The following is a 17725-nucleotide window of genomic DNA, read 5'->3' on the forward strand; positions in this document are numbered from 1 at the left end:
CGGCTCCTACGCGTCCCGCATCCCGGCCCGCGCGAACTCGGCCATGCCCTCCTCGAAGGCGACCCCCGGCTTCCAGCCCAGCGCGTCCCGCAGCCGTGCGGAGTCGGCGGTGATGTGCCGTACGTCACCGAGCCGGTATTCGCCGGTGACGACGGGTGCCGGCCCGCCGTACGCGGTGGCCAGCGCCCGGGCCATCTCGCCGACGGTGTGCGGGTCGCCGCTGCCGGTGTTGTACGCCGTGAGCACGCCCGGGGCGGCCTCCGCCTCCAGGGCCACCGCATCGGCCTCCGCCACGTCCCGGACGTGCACGAAGTCCCTGCGCTGCCGCCCGTCCTCGAACACGTGCGGTGCCTCGCCCCGGGCGAGCGCCGAGCGGAAGAAGGAGGCGACACCGGCGTACGGGGTGTCGCGGGGCATGCCGGGCCCGTACACGTTGTGGTAGCGCAGCGACACCGCCGACCCGCCCGTGCAGCGGGCCCAGGCGGCGGCCAGGTGCTCCTGGGCGAGCTTGGTCGTCGCGTACACGTTCCGCGGGTCGGCCGGGGCGTCCTCGCCGACCAGCCCGGGGGCGAGGTCAGCCCCGCACACCGGGCACGGCGGCTCGAACCGGCCGGCGTCGAGGTCGGTGGCGGCACGCGGCCCCGGCCGGACGACCCCGTGCCGGGGGCACTCGTAGCGGCCCTCCCCGTAGACCACCATCGACCCGGCCAGCACGAGACGCCGTACGCCCGCCTCCGCCATGGCGGCGAGCAGTACGGCGGTTCCGAGGTCGTTGTGGGAGACGTACTGAGCCGCGTCGGCGACCCCGTCTCCGAGCCCGACCTTCGCGGCCTGGTGACACACGGCGTCCACACCGGCCAGGGCACGGGCGACGGCGGCCGGGTCCCGCACGTCGTCGGCGGCGTCCTCCCGCACGTCGAACACGACCGCCTCGTGCCCGCGCTCCCGGAGGGCGGCGACCACATGGGACCCGATGAACCCGGCACCGCCGGTGACCAGTACACGCATACGGCCACGCTAGGCCCGCCAACCCGCCGCACCACGGGAGCGCGCCCGCACGTCATGACTCCGTAAGGTCGACCACGGGCGCGGTCACGGTCACAGCGACGCGGTCTGCGAGGCCGTCGCCCAGGCGAACCCGTCCGGGTCGGTGAAGGGCCCGGCGTCGCCGTTGACGGTGAGCCGGTGCGATCCGGTGCCGTCGGGAGAGACGCCGACGAGCTTGGCCAGGCCCCGGCGCTTGTACAGCGCCAGCTTGACGGCGCCCGACCCGGTGTCGAACTCGACGTACTTGCTGCCGAAGCTCTTCGCCACGGGGAGGCCGTGCTCGACGTAGAACCGCTTGCTCCCGGCCATGTCCGCGACCCCCAGCAGCAGCACGATCTCGTCGATCCGCCGGGTGGCCGGGCCGGTGTCCTTCTTCGACGACGACGCGATCTGCCAGATCGTCCCGTCCGGCGCCTGCACGACGCCCCCGTAACCCCACAGCGACTTGGCGGCGGGCTTCAGCGTCGTGGCACCGGCGTCCATGGCGGCCTCGACGAGCGCGTTGACATCGGACGGTTGCGCCACCACGAGCGACAGCGTGAACCCGCGAAAGCCGGCCGTCGGAGCCTCGGAGCCCCGCACGCGCACCTGTCTGTCCAGTCCGAACGCGCTGGCGTAGAAGTGGCGGGCGGCGGCGGGGTCGTCCACCTCGAGGGTGAGGGATTCGATGGAAGTCATGCCACCGACGCTAGGCCCGGTACGCGACCCGCGCTTCTCGATTCCTGACCGGCCCGGGAACCCGTCGGTAAGACCCTTCCTCGTCAGCGCACGGGCCGCCGCCCCGCGCGCAGGGACACCCGTACGGCGAAGAAGATCACGTCGACGGCGAACACCACGATGCCGATGGCCAGGAGATAGCCCAGGCCGTCCGCTGCCACGCCGATGATTCCCAGGGCGACGGCCACGAGGACGACCAGAAGGAAGAGCGTCATCACCGCGGACCACCTCTCCTGTGCCACGTGCCCGGCGGTCATCCGCGGGCGAGGCGGCGTTCGCCCCCCGCCCCCGCCCGGTACGTCATGCCGTAGTGCTGGAAGATCTCCGCCTCCCGCTCGGCCGGCAGGACGTCGTCCGTCCCGATCGAGGGGGCCTTGCGCACCTGCCCCCTGGCGTAGGGCACCTTGACGTAGCCCGGTCCGAGAACGGCGTCGTCGAGGGGGACGAAGACCAGGCGCCGGCGGCTGGGGAGCCCGGTCCGGACGGTGGCCACGGCCGGTTCGTCGGTGGCGGTGTCCACGTAGACCGCTTCGAGCACACCGATCTTGTGCTGCTTCGGGTCGACCACCTCGTGGTCGCGCCATTCGCGGATGTCAGCTGACCGGATCATGCCGCACCCCCTGTCTGGTTCGCCCAATTCACCCTACTCCCGCCCGGGCCGGAGTACGGTGGTGAGGACGAGGACTTTCCGTATGCCGGAATTCTGACGGGTTCCGGACAGCGCACACCATCCGTCCTCGCATGGGCAGCCCGTGACCCCGGCCGCGCATCCGCACACAGGCCGAGGAGCCACACATGCCATCGCCGCACAGCCCGACCACGCCCCGGGCGGTCCCGCCGCCGGATCCCGCCCCGTCGCCCCAGGGTTACGACGGAACGTCCCCCTTCCCGCCGGACGGCCCGGCGCCCGCCCGCGACGGCGGTGAGCGGCTGTACGTCGCGGTCACGGGCATGATCGTCGTGCTGCCGTTCGTGGCGATCGGTCTCGCCGGCTGGCTGCTGTGGGGGAGCCTCATCCATCCCGCCGACATCGTGATCGCCCTCGTCCTGTACACGATCACGGGGCTCGGCGTCACCGTCGCCTTCCACCGCGGCCTCACCCACGGCGGCTACCGGGCCAACCGCCCCCTGCGCATCGCACTCGCGGTGGCGGGGCGGATGAGCTTCCAGGGCGACGTCATCGGCTGGGTCGCCACCCACCGCCGCCACCACGCCCTCACCGACCGGCCGGGGGACCCGCACTCCCCGTACCGCTACGGCACGCATCTGCGCGGCCAGTTGCGCGGGCTGCTGCACGCGCACGTCGGCTGGCTGTTCCGCAACGACCGCACACCCGCCGACCGCTACGCCCCCGACCTCCTCGCCGACCGCGACATCCTCCCCCACTCTCGACTTCGCTCGTGCGGGAGGTACCCCCATCGTGGCCCGCGCCTTCCCAGCCCTGTCCGTCCTCACGCTCGCCCTGCCGTTCGGGCTGGGCTGGGCCATCGGCGGCACCTGGCTGTACGGCGTGACGGCCCTGCTGTGGGCGGGACTCGTGCGCATCGCGCTGCTCCACCACGTCACCTGGAGCATGAACTCCCTCTGCCACCTGATCGGTGAGCGCCCGTTCCGCACCCCGCCGCCACGACCGGGCCACCAACCTGTGGCCGCTCGCCCTGCTCTCGTTCGGGGAGAGCTGGCACAACCTCCACCACGCCGACCCCACCAGCGCCCGCCACGGCGTCGACCGCGGCCAGGTCGACCCCTCCGCCGCCGTCAGCCGTCTCCTCGAACGCCTCGGCTGGGTGCACGACGTGCGCTGGCCGACCGCGGAACGGGTCGCGGCCCGACGTGTCTGACACCGCCCGTCCGCCCCCCTCATGACCCGTCGGCAGGAGCCCTCATGACCGCCCCGCCACAGCCCCCGCTCCCCTCCCACCCGGTCCTCCGGCTGCGTCTCGCACCCCGCAGCGCCATGCCCCGGCCCATCGACGGGGCGTGGTGGCCCCGCTCCTACGACCTGCTCGCGGAACTCCCGTCGCTGCTCGCCGGGTTGCCCCGGGCGTGGGGTCACATCACCAGCGTCACCGTCAACGGCGCGACGTGGTCCACGGGACCGGGCCGGATGCTCGTCTGCAACCAGGTCGTGGGACTGCACAGAGCCCTCGCGGCGTCCGCCCCGCACACCGCCGTCCTGCTCGCCCCCGGCCGGGGCCGCTGGGACCTGCTGGTCGTGCCGCCGGACGCGACCGAGGAGGCCGCGGAACCGCTGATGGCGGCCGCCGCGAGCGGCCACGCGTGACCGCACCCGCCGGGCACCGGCTCACGTCCGGTGGTGGCTGTCCTCCATGGGCCGGCTGGTCTCCAGCCACGACCGTGCGGGTTCTGCCGGGCGGGTGGTGTCCACGGTGAGGTCGAGGCGGGTTCCTCCGTCCGGGCCCGCGGGGTAGCTGCGCTGTTCGGTGGCGGCGAAGCAGTGGCGGAGGATCTCCGCGACCCGACGGGCGACCTCGGGCGAGGCGGCGACGATGCGGACCTCGGCGTGCCCGTCCGAGGATGGTTCCGTGGACTGCATGGCGACCTCGGAGTTCGATGAGGGCCGGATCTCTGACTCTGCTCCGGGATCTCCGGGCGCCGGCGGCCCGAGAGTACCGTGAAACGAGGAAGCCGCTCGGTTTCCGGATTACCGGCAGGCAGGCAGGCGAGAGCGATGTCCGACTCCGACTCTCCGCGTGTGACCAGGCTCCTGCCGGACGCCGTCCACCAGGCCGTGCGGCCCGGCACGGCCGTCGTACGGCTGGAGACGACACACGACCGGCAGGGCGTGCTCGACGGTGCGTGGTGGCCGCGCTCCCGCGACATCGCCGTCGAGCTCCCCGGCCTGATCACCGCACTGACCGAACACCTCGGTCCCGTCACCCGTGTCGGTTTGGACGCCGGTGCCTGGGAAGAGCTGCCGACGCGGATGACCGTCGACGGGCGTGTCGTCCACATCGACTCGTCGGCGGTCGGCGACGACACCGTCCTCATCACCCGGGGCGGGCAGGACCTCTTCTCCCTCCTCGTGGTTCCGCCGCACGCGACGCCCGACGCCGCGCGCGCCGCCATGGCCGAGGCCGTCCGCGCCGGCAGCGTGGCACAGGCCGAACAGATCCTCATCGAGACGGGCACCGAGCGGGCGGACTGAGGAGTACGGTGGAGGAACCGAGGGCATTCCGCGCACCGGCTTCCAAGCTCGTGTCGTTTTCGGCGATTGAATATGCCGGGCCGGTCACGGTCGGCCCGGGGCAGGGTTCGCGTCATGACTGCGACCATTTCCCACCCGCTGACAGCCGAAGCCGATGACCGGCTCTCCTCGTCCTCTCCGCGTCTGTCGCTCGCTCCCGTCGGTCCCGTACCGGCCCTGCTGGACGGCGCGTGGTGGCCCCGTTCGCGCGATCTCGCGACGGAACTCCCCTCCCTCACCGCCGTACTGGATCCGCTGTGGGGGCGGATCATCCGGGTCACGGTGAATCCCACCCACTGGCCGGTCGTACCCCGCAAGGTGCCCGTCGCCGGGCACGTGGTGAAGGTGGGCTGGTTCCTGCCCGAGCAGGACGCGCACGAACTGCTGCTGCTCTCGTACCACGTGGGCCGCTGGAACCTCCTGGTGATCCCGCCGGAGACGACGCCCGACTCGGCCGCCCGGCTGATGGCCGCCGCGAGCGACCCACTCGGCACGTCGACCGCGAGCCGGTTGATGGCGGAGGAGACGCGCTCGCGGACGGCGTACGAGGCCGACCGGGCCGTCGAGGCGGTCTGGGACTCCGAAGGAGGACACGAGGCCCGCCAGCCGGCCGCACGTCCGCGGGCCCCGGCCGTGACCGCCGCGGTGCCGCCGCAGCCGATGGGAAGGTGAGAACCGTGGAGACATTCGTGACCGTGGCCGCGATCCTGGGGATGATCGTCCTCGGCGTGTTCCTCATCCACCAGCTGAACTCCCAGCACGACGACCGCATCGCAGCCTTCCACTACCGCCGCTCCGGTCTGCCTGTCGCGGGACCGGCTCCAGCGGCTCGGCGCAAGACCCGCGGCCGGTTCCCCCGGCGCCGCACCCGACGGCGCGTCTGACACCCTCTGGGCGTTGGCGAAGCCGACGCGGTCCGCCACCACGGCGAGCGTCGCGTCGGGTTCATGGGGCCACCAGCTCAGTGTGGAACCGTGCCCGGATGATCAACCGGCGTCGGCCACGGAACCTTCGGGCGTGTCGTGCCCGGCGCGGCGGCGGTACTCGGCGTTGATGCGCTGGGCCTCCTCGAGCTGGTCCTCGAGGATGACGATGCGGCAGGCTGCCTCGATCGGGGTGCCCCGGTCGACGAGCTCGCGGGCGCGCGCGGCGATGCGCAGCTGGTAGCGGGAGTACCGGCGGTGTCCGCCCTCCGAGCGCAGCGGAGTGATCAGACGGGCCTCACCGATGGCCCGGAGGAAGGCCGGGGTGGTGCCGAGCATCTCGGCGGCCCGCCCCATCGTGTACGCGGGGTAGTCGTCGTCGTCCAGACGATCGCTGAGCGGGGTATCTGCTGTCATGTCACCTCGTAGTGCAGCGCACGCGTCGAGGGGCCCTGGTGCCGTACGGCACCAGGGCCCCGAAGGAAATTGAACACCATCTGTCGGCCCTAATGCTGCGCCGACCTTCTGTTTCCGCTACCGGCCCTGCAGGAGGGGGGGTGCGGGGATCGCGGCTGCGTGACCGGGGACCACCTTCCAATCCGGGGTCTTGCGGTACCCGGCCGAGCGCTGCTCGGGCCGGGCGATCCTGATGGCGTCTGCTCCTCCGTCCTTCTTCGATCAGTGATCCGTGTCAACGAGAAGAAGGCTAACTGCGCTGGAGCTCAATGTCTACTCTGACAAGAGTAGATTTTCGTTCGCTGGAGGCGCACATTGCCGGTGGCCCGCAAGGGGGCGAGACGACGACGAGGGCCCTGCCGACGCGCGTCGGCAGGGCCCTCATCGGGATCGGGGTGGGCGGTGGTCCGCCCGTCGTCATGCGTCCAGGGGTGCGGCGCCGAGCAGTGCCGACGCGGTCTGGAGCGGGGTGGCGACGCGCACGGGCGCGGCCTCGGGGTGGGCATGGCAGGTGAAGCCGAGGCGGGTCATGGCCCGTACGACCTCGGCGGCGGTGAAGTCGCGGGGGTCCTGCCGGGTGAGGACCTGCCCCACCTGCTTGACGGGGTAGCGGCGGCGGCCGATGGTCACGGACTCACCCGTGACGAGTTCGGGCGTGACGCCCTTCATGGAGGCCAGCACCCCGTTCTTGGTCAGGTCGAACGGGTACCGGGCGATGACACAGCGCATGATGCCCCTCAGGGAGAAGGAGGACGGGCTGACCGGGCGGGGCGGATCAGCTGGAGAGGGCGAGGACGCCCGGGTTCCGGTCGTGCTCCCGCAGGGCACCGATCCGGGGGACGGGCGAGGCGAACGGTCCGCCGAGGACGTCCCGCAGCCGGGTCCGGTCCGTGTACGTGGCGCTGCCGCGGTGCACGGCGAGTTCGGCCCGGGTCACCGAGCCCGTGCACTGGTCGTCCGCGTCGCACAGCAGGAGGTGGTCGACCCGGGCACTGGCCATGACGGACAGGGCAACCTCGACGGTCATGTCGTCCCGGACCCGGGGGCCGGATCCGTCGATGCCGTCGCTCACGGTCACGGAGCAGGTGTCCGCCTGCCGGTGCTGCGTCTGAACCGGTGTCAAAGCTGCCTCCTCGGAGATGGGTGAGCTACTGGCCCGACTGCCGGGTCCGACTGCCGGTCGATGTCACTAGGCCGCCGGGTTGTAGGCGGGCCGCTGCGCGGTGCGCCGCCCCGCCTGCCCGGTGGGGCGCCCCCGCGAGGGGCGGCGGCCGCGGGAGGAGGGGGCTCCGGAGGACGTGCCACGGCGGGGATGTGCCGGGGCCGGCGCGGTGATGACGACCGGGACACCGGACGGGGTCTGGGCGCCCGTGATCCGGCTCAGCTCCGCTTCACCCGAACGCACCGGCGTGACCTGGGGTGTGATGGCGGCCGAGGCCATCAGCCGGGTCATGCCGCGGCGCTGGCCGGGTGTCACGAGGGTGACGACGCTGCCGGACTCGCCGGCACGGGCGGTACGGCCGCCGCGGTGCAGGTAGTCCTTGTGGTCGGTGGGCGGGTCCACGTTGACGACCAGGTCGAGGTTGTCGACGTGGATGCCGCGGGCCGCGACGTTGGTCGCCACCAGCACCGTCACATGGCCGGTCTTGAACTGGGCGAGGGTCCGGGTGCGCTGGGGCTGGGACTTGCCGCCGTGCAGAGCCGCGGCGCGCACGCCGTTGTTCAGCAGGTGTTCGGTCAGCCGGTCCACGGCGCGCTTGGTGTCCAGGAACATGATCACCCGGCCGTCCCGCGCCGCGATCTCGGTCGTCGTGCGGTGCTTGTCCGCTTCGTGCACGTGCAGCACGTGGTGCTCCATCGTGGTGACCGCACCCGCGGACGGGTCGACGGAGTGGACCACGGGGTCCGTCAGGTAGGTGCGGACCAGGCGGTCGACGTTGCGGTCCAGCGTGGCCGAGAAGAGCATCCGCTGTCCCTCGGGGCGCACCTGGTCGAGCAGGGCCGTGACCTGGGGCATGAAGCCCATGTCGGCCATCTGGTCGGCCTCGTCGAGGACGGTGATGGCGACGTCGTCCAGCCGGCAGTCGCCGCGGTCGATGAGGTCCTTCAGCCGCCCCGGCGTCGCTACGACGACCTCCGCACCGGACCGCAGGGCCCCCGCCTGCCTGCCGATCGACATGCCGCCGACCACGGTGGCCAGCTTCAGCCGCACCGAGCGGGCGTACGGGGTGAGCGCGTCGGTCACCTGCTGGGCGAGCTCGCGGGTGGGGACGAGGACCAGGGCGAGCGGCTGCCGGGGGGCCGCGCGCCGGCCGGCGGTGCGGGCCAGCAGCGCGAGGCCGAAGGCGAGGGTCTTGCCCGACCCGGTACGGCCGCGGCCGAGGACGTCACGTCCGGCGAGCGAGTTCGGCAGGGTCGCCCCCTGGATGGGGAACGGCACGGTCACGCCCTCGTGGCCGAGCGCGGCCAGCAGCGGCGCCGGCAGGGCGAGGTCGGCGAACGCCTCGACGGCGGGCAGCGCCGGCGTGGTCGTCACCGGCAGCGCGAACTCCCCCTGGGGAGCGGCCGGCCGGCGGTCGTAGCCCTTGGAGCGCCGCGGCGCCCCCGAGCCCTTGGTGGCAGCGCCCCGGGAGCGGTCGTAGGTGCGGGGCGTGCGGGTGGTGCGTGCGCGGTTCAAGCGGAACCTTCCTCGATGTGAGCTGGTAGGCACGTATCAAGGAATTTCCGCAGCAAAACGAACGGCGCAGAGAATCGCGAGAACGAGCCTGAGAGGGTGGGCGCGGCGTTCTTGTCACGCGCCCTGAAAAGCAGCGAGCTGGGGCCCGCACCCCAAGGTGCGGGCCCCAGCTGCGAAATATGCGTTGCTGCCGTGATGTCAGGCGGGAACGATGTTCTCGGCCGTCGGGCCCTTCTGGCCCTGGGCGATGTCGAAGGACACCTTCTGGCCTTCCAGCAGCTCGCGGAAGCCCTGGGCAGCGATGTTCGAGTAGTGGGCGAAGACGTCGGCGCCGCCGCCGTCCTGCTCGATGAAGCCGAAGCCCTTTTCCGCGTTGAACCACTTCACGGTGCCAGTAGCCATGTTAATTCTCCTTCGGAGACGATGTTCGGAATTCGCCCTGTGCGGATTCCGCGTCGCCGTGCTGATTACCCCGTAGGAAAATGAACCTTCTGGCAACCACACCTGCAACTGAGATCGACAGTAGCATGGCGCGACCGGCCCTGTACGGAGCACTATTTCCGCCCCGTCCGGCGATCGAGGAATACTCGCCGGGGGCCGCGCCAATTTCTCATCTCGCAAAAACAGATATTGGCTTCGTGGGGCTGCACTGTTCCTGCCGCCGCCTCCGCCCGCAGCGCCATGACCTCCTCCGTTGACCCCTGCGCCGCGGCCGTCGCCCGCAGCGCGGGGGACGCGGGCGGACGTGCCGGGACCCCACGATCGCGAGGAAGGTCACATCGGCATACGAGTGACGGGGCGGCCGGCACGGCCGGCGTCAGTCGAGGGTGGCGAGGTGGTCGGCGTCGCCGCCGCGCCACTCGACGAGGAAGATGGTCGCGTCGTCGCTCGTCGTGCCGCCGCGTTCGTCCTTCAGGGCGTGCGAGAGCGCCCGCACCACCGCCCGGACCTCGGTGCGGTCGCGCAGGATCCGGTTGGTCCATTCGATGAGCTGCTCCTCACCGAACTGGTCCCCGCCGGCCTGGTGCTCCTCGATCAGGCCGTCGGTGAAGCACAGCACCCGGTCCCCGGGGCGCAGCATCCGCTCGCTGACCACCGGCTCCTCACCGCCGAAGCCGACCGGCAGCGTGGTCGGGCTCTCCAGCCGGTCCACCACGGCACGGTCACGGATCAGCAGCGGAGCCGGGTGACCGGCGTTCACCCACTGCATTCGGCCCGTGGCGATGTTCAGCACCATCATCTGCGCGGTGACGAAGTGGTCGGGACCGAACTGCTCGTTGATGGCCCGGTCCATGAACGCGTACACCTGCGACAGCTCGGTATGGGACCGTCGCGTGTGCCGGTACGCCCCGACGGCCACCGTCGCCATGGTCGCCGCGTCCAGCCCGTGACCCATCGCGTCGAGCATGGCGACGTGCAGGATGTCGCCGTTGAGGGCGTAGTCGAAGCTGTCGCCGGCCACGTCGTAGGCGGGCTCCAGGATTCCGGCCACCTCGACCTGCGGCACGGTCATCGACAGCGGGGGCAGCAACGACCACTGGATCTCCGCGGCCACGCTCATCGGAGCGCTGCGGCGGGCCTGGAAGAACCGGTCGGTGTAGGCGTCCTTGGTGACGATCATGTCCGCGACCAGACCGGCCAGCCTGCGGAGCAACCGCCGGTCGTCGTCGTCGACCCTGTCCAGGGTGACGGCCATCACCCCGATCTGGTCGCTGCCGTCCAGCAGCGGCAGGTACATCCGCACCCGGCCGTCCTGCGCCGCCTCCACCGTTCTGCGGCTGAGGAACGCCTCACCGGCGGGGGAGCCCTCGACCGGTTCGGGGCCGCCGACCTTCAGCCTGCGGCCCGGCAACGGCACGAGCAGCACCTGTTCGTAGTCCTGCAGGAGGATCGAGACCTCCCGCCCTCCCACCTTGGCCACCTCTTCCGCGACGAGCGGCGCGATCAGGTCCGGCGGCATCTCGTGGGCCCGGTCCAGCAGCACCCCCAGCAGCCGCTCGCCGAACCCCTCGGACCGGTCCACGCCGATCCTGCCGGGCTCGCGTCCGTCGTCGTACGTCATGGCTGTTCGCCCTTTTCGCCCTGTCTGGTCTGCTCGTTCTGTTCGCCGACGCGGGCGTCAGGCAGCGCCGCCGACGTCATCACGACTGCCACGAGGGTGCCTCTCCATCGCCTCGGCACGGTGGGGCGCGGTGGGCGCGGACCGCGCGGGGCATGAAGACGACGCTAAGCGGCTCGGGCCTGCGAGGCACTCCGGGGAGGGCCGTTCTGGGCTGCCGGGCACGAACGTCGCGGCTCGGACGGGGCTGTGCTCTCCGGCGCGACGCCGGTGTCCTAGCCGGCGCCTCCGGCGGTCCACGTGATGTGCGGAGGCTCGACGCGTCCGCACCGGGGCCCGCCCTGCGCGTCGGTCAGGCCGAGGTGTCCGACCAGTAGTCCGTCGCGTGCCGCGGCGGCGAGTACGCCGGCTGGGAGGACGTCGAGCATGAGCTTGGCGCGGCGGAACATCGTGAAGGTGCCCGTGTCGTCGACCGTGCCCCACGACAGGTAGACGAACCGCCGCCCCAGTCGGTCCTGCACGTAGGGGCCCTTGATCTCGGTGCCGGTCGGCGAGGTGCTCGTGGTGCACTCCAGGGTCCAGGTCGCGGACGGTGCGTCGCCGGGCTGGGGCGCGAGGAGTTCGGCCGGACGGTCGCGGCGTTGCACGGCGACGTGGAGGTTGCCGTAGGCGGGGACCCGGCCGTCGGCGGAGGCGGGGCCGGTGAGGCCGGGCAGGTCGACGGCGTCGATGCGGATGTGCATGGTGGCCATCATCGCGCTCATCCGCCCGCCATCGTCCCGGCCCTTCCCGTGACCCTTGCCGTGGCCCTTCCCGCGGCTCAGTGGTCGTCGCGGATGGTGGTGGCGATGCCGTTGCTGATGACGACCTCGGCGCTGACGCCCTTCTTGGCGGCCGTCTCCAGTTCCGCCTCGGTGCACTCGGTGCCGCCCTGGCCGCCCTCCCCCGTGTTCGTGTCACCGCAGATGTCGCCGTAGCCCCAGATCCTGGTGTCCTCGGAGACGAAGAACTGCTGCTCGGTGCCCTTCATGCCGGAGACCGTGTACTTGCCCGGCGCCAGGTAGGAGACGTTGCCGAACCAGGTTCCGTTGACACCCTTGCCCTTGTTGATGCCCTCGATGACGGTCTGCTGGGCGGCGCGCCGCTCGGTCACCAGGGTCGCGATGCCGTTCGTCATCTCCACGTCGGCGCTCACGGCGGCCTTCTTCGTGGCGGCCTCCAGCTGGCCCAGCGTGCAGGGCGCGTCCACCTTGGACCCGGCGTCGCCGCATATCGTGCCGGCGCCGTAGACCTCGGTGTCGTCGGCGACCAGGAACTGCTGGTCGCCCTTGCCCGGCACGGACACGATGTACTTGCCCGGGGCGAGATAGGTGACCTTGCCGTTCTTGAACGAGCCGCTGACGCCCTTCGAGTTCTTGGACTTCTTGGAGTTCTTCGAGGCCTTCGAGGCCTTCGAGGCCTTCGAGGTCTCGGCGTCGCTCGAGTTCGTGGAGCTCCTGGCGTCCGAAGCCTTCTCGGCGACCGTCGCCGTGCCCGTTGCGCTGTTGTCCGACGAGCTGTCGGCCGTGCTGCTCTGGCATGCCGTCATCAGCAGCCCGGCGGTGATCGCGGCGGTGGCGACGACGGCCTTGCGCAGGTGGCGGTTCTTCACGGGAGGTTCCTTCCGAGTCGGGGTGGAGCAGGTCTGTGCTGACTAGGAGGAGCCCCGGAGCCCCCGGGTCGCGCCCGTCGTGCCTTCAGGACACCGGCGTGGCACGGCCGTGACACGGCAACACATCGGCTGTGGACGGCGGTTCGCCGACGCGCCGCCTTGCGTCACGGGGCTCACCACTGCGGCTTCGGCGCAGTCTCTTCATGCCCGCGGGGGTGCCCGGAGAGGCAGCTGAATAAGATGTGCACTTATGTCGAACCCTGATGAGCTGCTCGTCGCCATCTCCGCCGCGGTTGAGTCCGAGCGAAGCAATCAGATGTCACTGACCGTGGTCGTCGGCGGCGCCGTCATCACCGGCCGGCTGGCGCCCGAGGCCGTGTGGCGCGAGCGGGTGGCGGACGTCCTGAAGGACTCGGAGCGGCTCGGCCCGTTCGCCGATGTCTTCGCTCACGGCCCGGGCGAGAACCGGCCCGGCCGCGGCGAGGCTCCCACACACCTGCACTTCCATCTCGCACGGATCCTGCAGGGCAGCCTCGGCATCCCCGAGACGGGCGGTATGTACCGAGTCGCGATCAAGGACGTCAGCGCCTGGACCGTGGGCGACTTCAGCTACATCGACCGCTGAGTCGTCGGCCGCCGAGTCACTGAACCTCCGGGGGCGTGAGCGCCCGGGCCGCACGACTCGGCCAGGACTGGGACGGCTGGACCGCGCACGACGACACCTATGTCGTCGACCGGGGAGAACGTCGTCGTCCTCGCCCGCTACACCGCGGCCCACTGGGCCACCGGCAAGCCGATCGACGTGCGCGTCGCCCACCACTTCGTGGTCCGTGGCGCTCTCATCGTCCGCTTCGAGCAGTTCGTCGACACCGCCCTCGTCCCCGACGCCGTGCGGGGGTAGGCACAGCGCCGTGGGGTGGCACGGCCGTGTCCAACGTGCCTGTGTCTCCCCATGTCGGCCGCTCTTGTGAATCGTCCGCCCGGGCGGGCGGTGGGCCTGTCGGAGGGCACGCCCACGTAACCTCTAGCTGTGCCCGCACCCCGCCTGCATCGCGTCGCCGTCCTTGTGCTCGAGGGTGCGAAGCCGCTCGACGTCGGCATTCCCGCGCAGGTGTTCACGACCCGCGCGAGCATGCCGTACGAGGTGCGGGTGTGCGGGGCGACACCCGGTCTCGTGACCGGCGGCGACGGCCTCGCGTACTACGTCGCCCACGGCCTCGACGCGCTTGCCTGGGCCGACATCGTCTTCGTCCCCGGCTACCGGTTCCCGGACCGCGAGGACCCGCCGCAGGCCGTCGTCGAGGCACTGATCGCCGCCCATGACCGGGGCGCGCGGCTCGCCGCCATCTCGACGGGTGCCTTCGCGCTCGCCGCCACGGGCCTGCTCGACGGCAGGCGCGCCACGACGCACTGGCACTACACGCGGGCCCTCATGGCCAGGCATCCGCTCGTCCAGGTCGACGAGAACGTGCTGTTCGTCGACGAGGGCAGCGTCCTCACCTCGGCCGGCGCCGCCTCCGGCATCGACCTGTGCCTGCACATCCTGCGCCGCGACCTCGGAGTCGCCGCGTCCAACCACGCGGCCCGGCGTCTGGTCGCGGCTCCCTACCGCAGCGGCGGCCAGGCCCAGTACGTGCCGCGCAGCGTCCCCGAGCCGCTCGGCGAGCGGTTCGCCGCCACCCGCGAGTGGGCGCTGCACAGGCTGGGCGAGCCCCTCACCCTCGACCTGCTGGCGCGGCAGGCGGGGGTCTCGCCGCGCACGTTCTCCCGGCGCTTCGTCGAGGAGACCGGCTACACGCCGATGCAGTGGGTGATGCGCGCCAGGATCGACCTGGCCCGCGAGCTGCTGGAGCGCTCCGAGCGCAGCGTCGAGCAGATCGCCGCCGACGTCGGGCTCGGCACCGGCGCCAACCTGCGCCTGCACTTCCAGCGCATCCTCGGCACCACGCCGAGCGAGTACCGGCGCACCTTCACCCGGGGCGAATAGCCCCCGCGCAGGGGCGTGGCGGAATCCGTGGCGGGATCCTTTTGAACCGTGGCGATCCCGCCACTGTCAGCGGCGCGAGCCGCGGGCGAGCCTGGTGGGGAAGGGAAGGGACACCACTCATGACTCGCATCGCCATCAACGGATTCGGCCGCATCGGACGCAATGTGCTGCGCGCCCTGCTGGAGCGCGACAGCGCCCTCGAGGTCGTCGCCGTCAACGACCTGACGGAGCCCGCCACGCTCGCCCGGCTGCTCGCCTACGACAGCACGGCCGGCCGGCTCGGACGGCCGGTGACCGCCGACGGCAACGCCCTGGTCGTCGACGGCCGCCGGATCACGGTGACGGCCGAGCGCGAACCGGCGCAGCTGCCGTGGGCCGAGCTCGGCGTCGACATCGTCCTAGAAGCCACCGGCCGCTTCACCTCGGCCAAGGCCGCCCGCTCCCACCTCGACGCGGGCGCGAAGAAGGTCCTGGTCAGCGCGCCGTCGGACGGCGCCGACGTCACACTCGCGTTCGGGGTCAACACCGACGCCTACGACCCGGAGCTGCACACGATCGTCTCGAACGCCTCCTGCACCACCAACGCGCTCGCGCCGCTGGCCAAGGTGCTCGACGAACTCGCCGGTATCGAGCACGGGTTCATGACGACGGTGCACGCCTACACGCAGGAGCAGAACCTGCAGGACGGTCCGCACCGTGACGCCCGCCGCGCCCGGGCCGCCGGCGTCAACATCGTGCCGACCACGACCGGCGCCGCCAAGGCGATCGGCCTGGTGCTGCCGAACCTCGACGGCAAGCTGTCGGGCGACTCGATCCGCGTACCGGTGCCGGTGGGCTCGATCGTCGAACTCAACACGACCGTCGCCCGGGACGTGACGCGCGACGACGTGCTGGCGGCGTACCGGGCCGCGGCTCAGGGGCCGCTCGCGGGCGTCCTCGAGTACTCGGAGGACCCGCTCGTGTCGTCCGACATCACGGGCAATCCGGCCTCGTCGATCTTCGACTCGGCCCTCACCCGCGTCGAGGGCCGCCACGTCAAGGTGGTCGCCTGGTACGACAACGAGTGGGGCTTCTCGAACCGCGTGATCGACACACTGGAGCTCCTCGCCACCCGCTGACCGCGTCTTTCCCTCCTCGCCTCGGTCGACGGAAGACGTGAAGAGGCCGACCCCCGCGACGGAAACACGACGGCCGCCCCGCGCACGAGCGGCGCCTGAGGCAGGCGTGCGAGCACGGCCGGACGACCCGTCCGACGGTCGGCGCTGGTCCCGCTCCCGCCCGCGCTCAGCCGGTCCGCCAAGCCGACTCGAGGGCCGTCCGGTTGGCGCGCAGGAGCTCGTCCAGGTCCGTCTCGTAGAGCGAGTCCGGCACGTTGTCGGAGAAGATCTCCAGGACGCAGGGGCCGCGATAGCCGACGCCGTGGACGGCGTGCAGCAGTCGGCCCACCGGGATGTCACCGGTGCCGATGCCGCGCCGGTCCATCCGTGAGCGCGGGGTGCGCCAGTCGCTGGCCTGGAGCAGGAACAGGCGGTCGGGAGCGTCGGCGAGCCGGGGGACGAGGTCCGGGTCCTGCCACAGGTTCCACAGGTCGAGGCAGACGCCCACGTTCTCGCGGTCGACTTCCTGGACGATGTCGAGCGCCTGCCGGTAGGTCCAGATGGCGGTCTCCGTGTTGAGCAGCACGGGGTTGAGGGGTTCCAGCGCGATGCGTACGCCGTGGTCGGCGGCGATGTCCGCCAGTTCGCGGTGGTGGGTGACGACCTGACGGATCGCCTCGTGCAGGTTCCCGCCGGGCGCCGGCCCGGTGTTCGTGACGAAGACCGCGCCCGGGGCGAACGGTGCGATCAGCTCCACGCTGCGGCGGAAGCGGTCCAACCGGTCGCGCCGGGCGGTGGGGCCCGGCTGGGTCTCGCTCGGGAACACGGTCCGTACGACGGGCTGGACCGAGCTGATCGGCAGTCCCGACTCGGCGACCGAGGCGAGTTGCGCCTCGGCGCGGTCATGGTCGTCGTGGAGTTTGGTCTCGCACAGCTCGATCGCTTCGACACCGAGGTCGGCGTAGTGCGTCAGATCCTCCTCGAAGGACCAGGGCATGGTGGTGAACTGGTTGACGCCGTAGGGGAAGGCGAGGGGGGGCGTGGTGCTGTCCGTGAGAGTCATACGAGTACGTCCGCGTCGTGCCTGCTGTCGGCCAGGAACCCGGTGACCGTCCGGTGGAACTTCTCCGGCTCGTCGAAGAACAGCGCGTGGCCGCTGTGCTCGAAGAAGACGGTCCGGGCGCCCGGGAGCGCGTCGCCGACCCAAGCGGGGCCCTGCCACGGGAACACCCGGTCCTGACGTGCCACCAGGACCAGGCTGGGCAGCCGGATCGTGGGCAGCAGGTCGCGCCAGTCGTGGCGGGTGTGGTCGGCCATCAGCGCATTGCGTGCGGAAGCGGGTGACTTGGCCATCTCGGCCAGGAGCAACTCCCTCTCCCGCGGGGTGGGTTCGGTGGCGAAGACGGTGCGGATCTGGTCTTCGTCGAAGGCCGGGGGATCGCAGGTGAGCTGGGTCTGCAGGGCGGCCAGGGAGGGCTCGTCATAGCAGGTGGCGTGTGCGTGCGGCCAGTCCGGTGCGTAGTACTGGCGGGGTGCCTGCTCGACGTACACCGCGCGAGCCAGGCGGTGGCTGCCGAAGAGTTCGAGATAGCTCCAGATGACCGGGCAGCCCAGTGACCAGCCCAGGACGGTGACCTCGTGCAGGTCGAGTTCTTCGAGGAGGTCGAACAGGTCCTTGGCCAGCCTCGGCACGCGGTAGCCGTGGCGGGGTTTGCCGGAGTCGCCGTGGCCGCGCAGATCGACGGTGATGACGCGGGCGTGTTCGGCCAGGGCCTCCAGGTTGCGGGTGAAGAAGCGGCCGCTGAAGCCCCAGCCGTGGATCAGCACGAGAGGGGGGCCGGTGCCCTGTTCCTCGTAGTGGAGGGTGACGTCGTCGCTGGTGGTGATGGTGCCCATGGAGCTC

22 protein-coding genes and 2 pseudogenes are annotated in these 17725 nt (G+C 71.6%); 9 read left to right on the plus strand and 15 right to left on the minus strand.

Translation table 11 applies throughout. The annotated features are described in order from the left end of the window. Nucleotides 1–6: 6 nt before the first annotated feature. From AC07F0_RS05220 to AC07F0_RS05235, 4 genes are all read right to left on the minus strand, one after another. Nucleotides 7–1008 carry an NAD-dependent epimerase/dehydratase family protein gene (locus tag AC07F0_RS05220; RefSeq protein ID WP_478974439.1) on the minus strand — a complete coding sequence of 334 codons (1002 nt, stop codon included), beginning with the start codon at nucleotides 1006–1008 and terminating at the stop codon, nucleotides 7–9. Nucleotides 1009–1098: 90 nt separating this feature from the next. Then, the gene (locus tag AC07F0_RS05225) at nucleotides 1099–1725 is read right to left on the minus strand and encodes a VOC family protein (protein ID WP_478974442.1); all 627 of its coding nucleotides are present in this window, start codon (nucleotides 1723–1725) and stop codon (nucleotides 1099–1101) included. Between the two features lie 83 nt (nucleotides 1726–1808). Continuing rightward, complete coding sequence (locus tag AC07F0_RS05230; RefSeq protein WP_478974445.1) at nucleotides 1809–1979, minus strand: hypothetical protein; 171 nt, start codon at nucleotides 1977–1979, stop codon at nucleotides 1809–1811. Nucleotides 1980–2017: 38 nt separating this feature from the next. After that, nucleotides 2018–2374, minus strand: coding sequence for a PRC-barrel domain-containing protein (locus tag AC07F0_RS05235; protein ID WP_478974447.1), 357 nt, complete (start codon nucleotides 2372–2374; stop codon nucleotides 2018–2020). 185 nt (nucleotides 2375–2559) lie between these two features. On the opposite strand from AC07F0_RS05235, the pseudogene AC07F0_RS05240 reads away from it, so the two are divergent. Together AC07F0_RS05240 and AC07F0_RS05245 are read left to right on the plus strand one after the other, a co-directional pair. Beyond that, nucleotides 2560–3605 (plus strand): annotated as a pseudogene (locus tag AC07F0_RS05240) (acyl-CoA desaturase). A gap of 44 nt (nucleotides 3606–3649) precedes the next feature. After that, the gene (locus tag AC07F0_RS05245; protein WP_478974450.1) at nucleotides 3650–4048 is read left to right on the plus strand and encodes a DUF5994 family protein; all 399 of its coding nucleotides are present in this window, start codon (nucleotides 3650–3652) and stop codon (nucleotides 4046–4048) included. A gap of 21 nt (nucleotides 4049–4069) precedes the next feature. On the opposite strand, the gene AC07F0_RS05250 is transcribed toward AC07F0_RS05245, so the two are convergent. Next, the gene (locus AC07F0_RS05250) at nucleotides 4070–4321 is read right to left on the minus strand and encodes a hypothetical protein (protein WP_478974453.1); all 252 of its coding nucleotides are present in this window, start codon (nucleotides 4319–4321) and stop codon (nucleotides 4070–4072) included. 135 nt (nucleotides 4322–4456) lie between these two features. Here AC07F0_RS05250 and AC07F0_RS05255 point away from each other — a divergent pair, with 135 nt between their 5' ends. The 3 genes from AC07F0_RS05255 (at nucleotide 4457) to AC07F0_RS05265 (ending at nucleotide 5856) form a co-directional block, all read left to right on the plus strand. After that, nucleotides 4457–4933, plus strand: a complete 477-nt coding sequence (locus AC07F0_RS05255) for a DUF5994 family protein (RefSeq protein ID WP_478974456.1) — start codon at nucleotides 4457–4459, stop codon at nucleotides 4931–4933. A gap of 114 nt (nucleotides 4934–5047) precedes the next feature. Next, nucleotides 5048–5644 (plus strand): DUF5994 family protein, encoded by a 597-nt coding sequence (locus AC07F0_RS05260; protein ID WP_478974459.1) that lies wholly within the window; start codon nucleotides 5048–5050, stop codon nucleotides 5642–5644. A gap of 5 nt (nucleotides 5645–5649) precedes the next feature. Further along, complete coding sequence (locus AC07F0_RS05265; RefSeq protein WP_478974462.1) at nucleotides 5650–5856, plus strand: hypothetical protein; 207 nt, start codon at nucleotides 5650–5652, stop codon at nucleotides 5854–5856. 102 nt (nucleotides 5857–5958) lie between these two features. Here the strand turns inward: AC07F0_RS05265 and AC07F0_RS05270 are convergent, their stop codons facing one another. The 8 genes from AC07F0_RS05270 to AC07F0_RS05305 all read right to left on the minus strand — a co-directional run bounded on the left by AC07F0_RS05270 (nucleotide 5959) and on the right by AC07F0_RS05305 (nucleotide 12738). Continuing rightward, nucleotides 5959–6312, minus strand: a complete 354-nt coding sequence (locus AC07F0_RS05270; protein ID WP_436729132.1) for a MerR family transcriptional regulator — start codon at nucleotides 6310–6312, stop codon at nucleotides 5959–5961. Between the two features lie 456 nt (nucleotides 6313–6768). Continuing rightward, on the minus strand, nucleotides 6769–7080 hold the full coding sequence (locus tag AC07F0_RS05275; protein ID WP_478974465.1) for an SCO5918 family protein: 312 nt from the start codon (nucleotides 7078–7080) through the stop codon (nucleotides 6769–6771). Nucleotides 7081–7126: 46 nt separating this feature from the next. Further along, nucleotides 7127–7474 carry a CBS domain-containing protein gene (locus AC07F0_RS05280; RefSeq protein ID WP_478974468.1) on the minus strand — a complete coding sequence of 116 codons (348 nt, stop codon included), beginning with the start codon at nucleotides 7472–7474 and terminating at the stop codon, nucleotides 7127–7129. A 66-nt stretch (nucleotides 7475–7540) separates the two neighbouring features. Next, on the minus strand, nucleotides 7541–9028 hold the full coding sequence (locus tag AC07F0_RS05285) for a DEAD/DEAH box helicase (RefSeq protein WP_478974471.1): 1488 nt from the start codon (nucleotides 9026–9028) through the stop codon (nucleotides 7541–7543). Nucleotides 9029–9226: 198 nt separating this feature from the next. Beyond that, nucleotides 9227–9430 (minus strand): cold-shock protein, encoded by a 204-nt coding sequence (locus AC07F0_RS05290; RefSeq protein WP_004986771.1) that lies wholly within the window; start codon nucleotides 9428–9430, stop codon nucleotides 9227–9229. A 415-nt stretch (nucleotides 9431–9845) separates the two neighbouring features. Continuing rightward, nucleotides 9846–11090, minus strand: a complete 1245-nt coding sequence (locus AC07F0_RS05295; protein WP_478974474.1) for a PP2C family protein-serine/threonine phosphatase — start codon at nucleotides 11088–11090, stop codon at nucleotides 9846–9848. Between the two features lie 272 nt (nucleotides 11091–11362). Further along, nucleotides 11363–11842 (minus strand): DUF5990 family protein, encoded by a 480-nt coding sequence (locus AC07F0_RS05300; RefSeq protein WP_478974977.1) that lies wholly within the window; start codon nucleotides 11840–11842, stop codon nucleotides 11363–11365. 65 nt (nucleotides 11843–11907) lie between these two features. Further along, nucleotides 11908–12738 (minus strand): hypothetical protein, encoded by an 831-nt coding sequence (locus AC07F0_RS05305; RefSeq protein ID WP_478974477.1) that lies wholly within the window; start codon nucleotides 12736–12738, stop codon nucleotides 11908–11910. 250 nt (nucleotides 12739–12988) lie between these two features. On the opposite strand from AC07F0_RS05305, the gene AC07F0_RS05310 reads away from it, so the two are divergent. The 4 genes and pseudogenes from AC07F0_RS05310 (at nucleotide 12989) to gap (ending at nucleotide 15843) form a co-directional block, all read left to right on the plus strand. Then, complete coding sequence (locus AC07F0_RS05310; protein ID WP_478974480.1) at nucleotides 12989–13363, plus strand: hypothetical protein; 375 nt, start codon at nucleotides 12989–12991, stop codon at nucleotides 13361–13363. Nucleotides 13364–13416: 53 nt separating this feature from the next. Further along, nucleotides 13417–13639, plus strand: a pseudogene (locus AC07F0_RS05315) (nuclear transport factor 2 family protein); the annotation flags it as partial. Between the two features lie 129 nt (nucleotides 13640–13768). Beyond that, complete coding sequence (locus tag AC07F0_RS05320) at nucleotides 13769–14725, plus strand: GlxA family transcriptional regulator (protein WP_478974483.1); 957 nt, start codon at nucleotides 13769–13771, stop codon at nucleotides 14723–14725. A gap of 119 nt (nucleotides 14726–14844) precedes the next feature. Further along, the gene (gap, locus tag AC07F0_RS05325) at nucleotides 14845–15843 is read left to right on the plus strand and encodes a type I glyceraldehyde-3-phosphate dehydrogenase (RefSeq protein WP_478974486.1); all 999 of its coding nucleotides are present in this window, start codon (nucleotides 14845–14847) and stop codon (nucleotides 15841–15843) included. A 166-nt stretch (nucleotides 15844–16009) separates the two neighbouring features. Here the strand turns inward: gap and AC07F0_RS05330 are convergent, their stop codons facing one another. Together AC07F0_RS05330 and AC07F0_RS05335 are read right to left on the minus strand one after the other, a co-directional pair. Further along, nucleotides 16010–16885 (minus strand): sugar phosphate isomerase/epimerase family protein, encoded by an 876-nt coding sequence (locus AC07F0_RS05330; protein WP_478974489.1) that lies wholly within the window; start codon nucleotides 16883–16885, stop codon nucleotides 16010–16012. Further along, nucleotides 16882–17718 carry an alpha/beta fold hydrolase gene (locus AC07F0_RS05335; RefSeq protein ID WP_478974492.1) on the minus strand — a complete coding sequence of 279 codons (837 nt, stop codon included), beginning with the start codon at nucleotides 17716–17718 and terminating at the stop codon, nucleotides 16882–16884. The genes AC07F0_RS05330 and AC07F0_RS05335 overlap by 4 nt, the downstream gene beginning before the upstream one ends. Nucleotides 17719–17725 lie beyond the last annotated feature (7 nt).

The sequence above is a fragment of the Streptomyces sp. NPDC045955 genome (assembly GCF_056430805.1).

Excerpts from the sequence above, each read along its gene's own strand:
- AC07F0_RS05260 (WP_478974459.1), top strand. The coding sequence starts at position 5,048 with ATGACTGCGACCATTTCCCACCCGCTGACAGCCGAAGCCGATGACCGG.
- AC07F0_RS05300 (WP_478974977.1), bottom strand. The coding sequence starts at position 11,842 with ATGATGGCCACCATGCACATCCGCATCGACGCCGTCGACCTGCCCGGC.
- AC07F0_RS05295 (WP_478974474.1), bottom strand. The coding sequence starts at position 11,090 with ATGACGTACGACGACGGACGCGAGCCCGGCAGGATCGGCGTGGACCGG.
- AC07F0_RS05245 (WP_478974450.1), top strand. The coding sequence starts at position 3,650 with ATGACCGCCCCGCCACAGCCCCCGCTCCCCTCCCACCCGGTCCTCCGG.
- AC07F0_RS05275 (WP_478974465.1), bottom strand. The coding sequence starts at position 7,080 with ATGCGCTGTGTCATCGCCCGGTACCCGTTCGACCTGACCAAGAACGGG.
- AC07F0_RS05235 (WP_478974447.1), bottom strand. The coding sequence starts at position 2,374 with ATGATCCGGTCAGCTGACATCCGCGAATGGCGCGACCACGAGGTGGTC.
- AC07F0_RS05250 (WP_478974453.1), bottom strand. The coding sequence starts at position 4,321 with ATGCAGTCCACGGAACCATCCTCGGACGGGCACGCCGAGGTCCGCATC.
- AC07F0_RS05230 (WP_478974445.1), bottom strand. The coding sequence starts at position 1,979 with ATGACGCTCTTCCTTCTGGTCGTCCTCGTGGCCGTCGCCCTGGGAATC.
- AC07F0_RS05310 (WP_478974480.1), top strand. The coding sequence starts at position 12,989 with ATGTCGAACCCTGATGAGCTGCTCGTCGCCATCTCCGCCGCGGTTGAG.
- gap (WP_478974486.1), top strand. The coding sequence starts at position 14,845 with ATGACTCGCATCGCCATCAACGGATTCGGCCGCATCGGACGCAATGTG.
- AC07F0_RS05330 (WP_478974489.1), bottom strand. The coding sequence starts at position 16,885 with ATGACTCTCACGGACAGCACCACGCCCCCCCTCGCCTTCCCCTACGGC.
- AC07F0_RS05270 (WP_436729132.1), bottom strand. The coding sequence starts at position 6,312 with ATGACAGCAGATACCCCGCTCAGCGATCGTCTGGACGACGACGACTAC.
- AC07F0_RS05255 (WP_478974456.1), top strand. The coding sequence starts at position 4,457 with ATGTCCGACTCCGACTCTCCGCGTGTGACCAGGCTCCTGCCGGACGCC.
- AC07F0_RS05335 (WP_478974492.1), bottom strand. The coding sequence starts at position 17,718 with ATGGGCACCATCACCACCAGCGACGACGTCACCCTCCACTACGAGGAA.
- AC07F0_RS05290 (WP_004986771.1), bottom strand. The coding sequence starts at position 9,430 with ATGGCTACTGGCACCGTGAAGTGGTTCAACGCGGAAAAGGGCTTCGGC.
- AC07F0_RS05225 (WP_478974442.1), bottom strand. The coding sequence starts at position 1,725 with ATGACTTCCATCGAATCCCTCACCCTCGAGGTGGACGACCCCGCCGCC.
- AC07F0_RS05220 (WP_478974439.1), bottom strand. The coding sequence starts at position 1,008 with ATGCGTGTACTGGTCACCGGCGGTGCCGGGTTCATCGGGTCCCATGTG.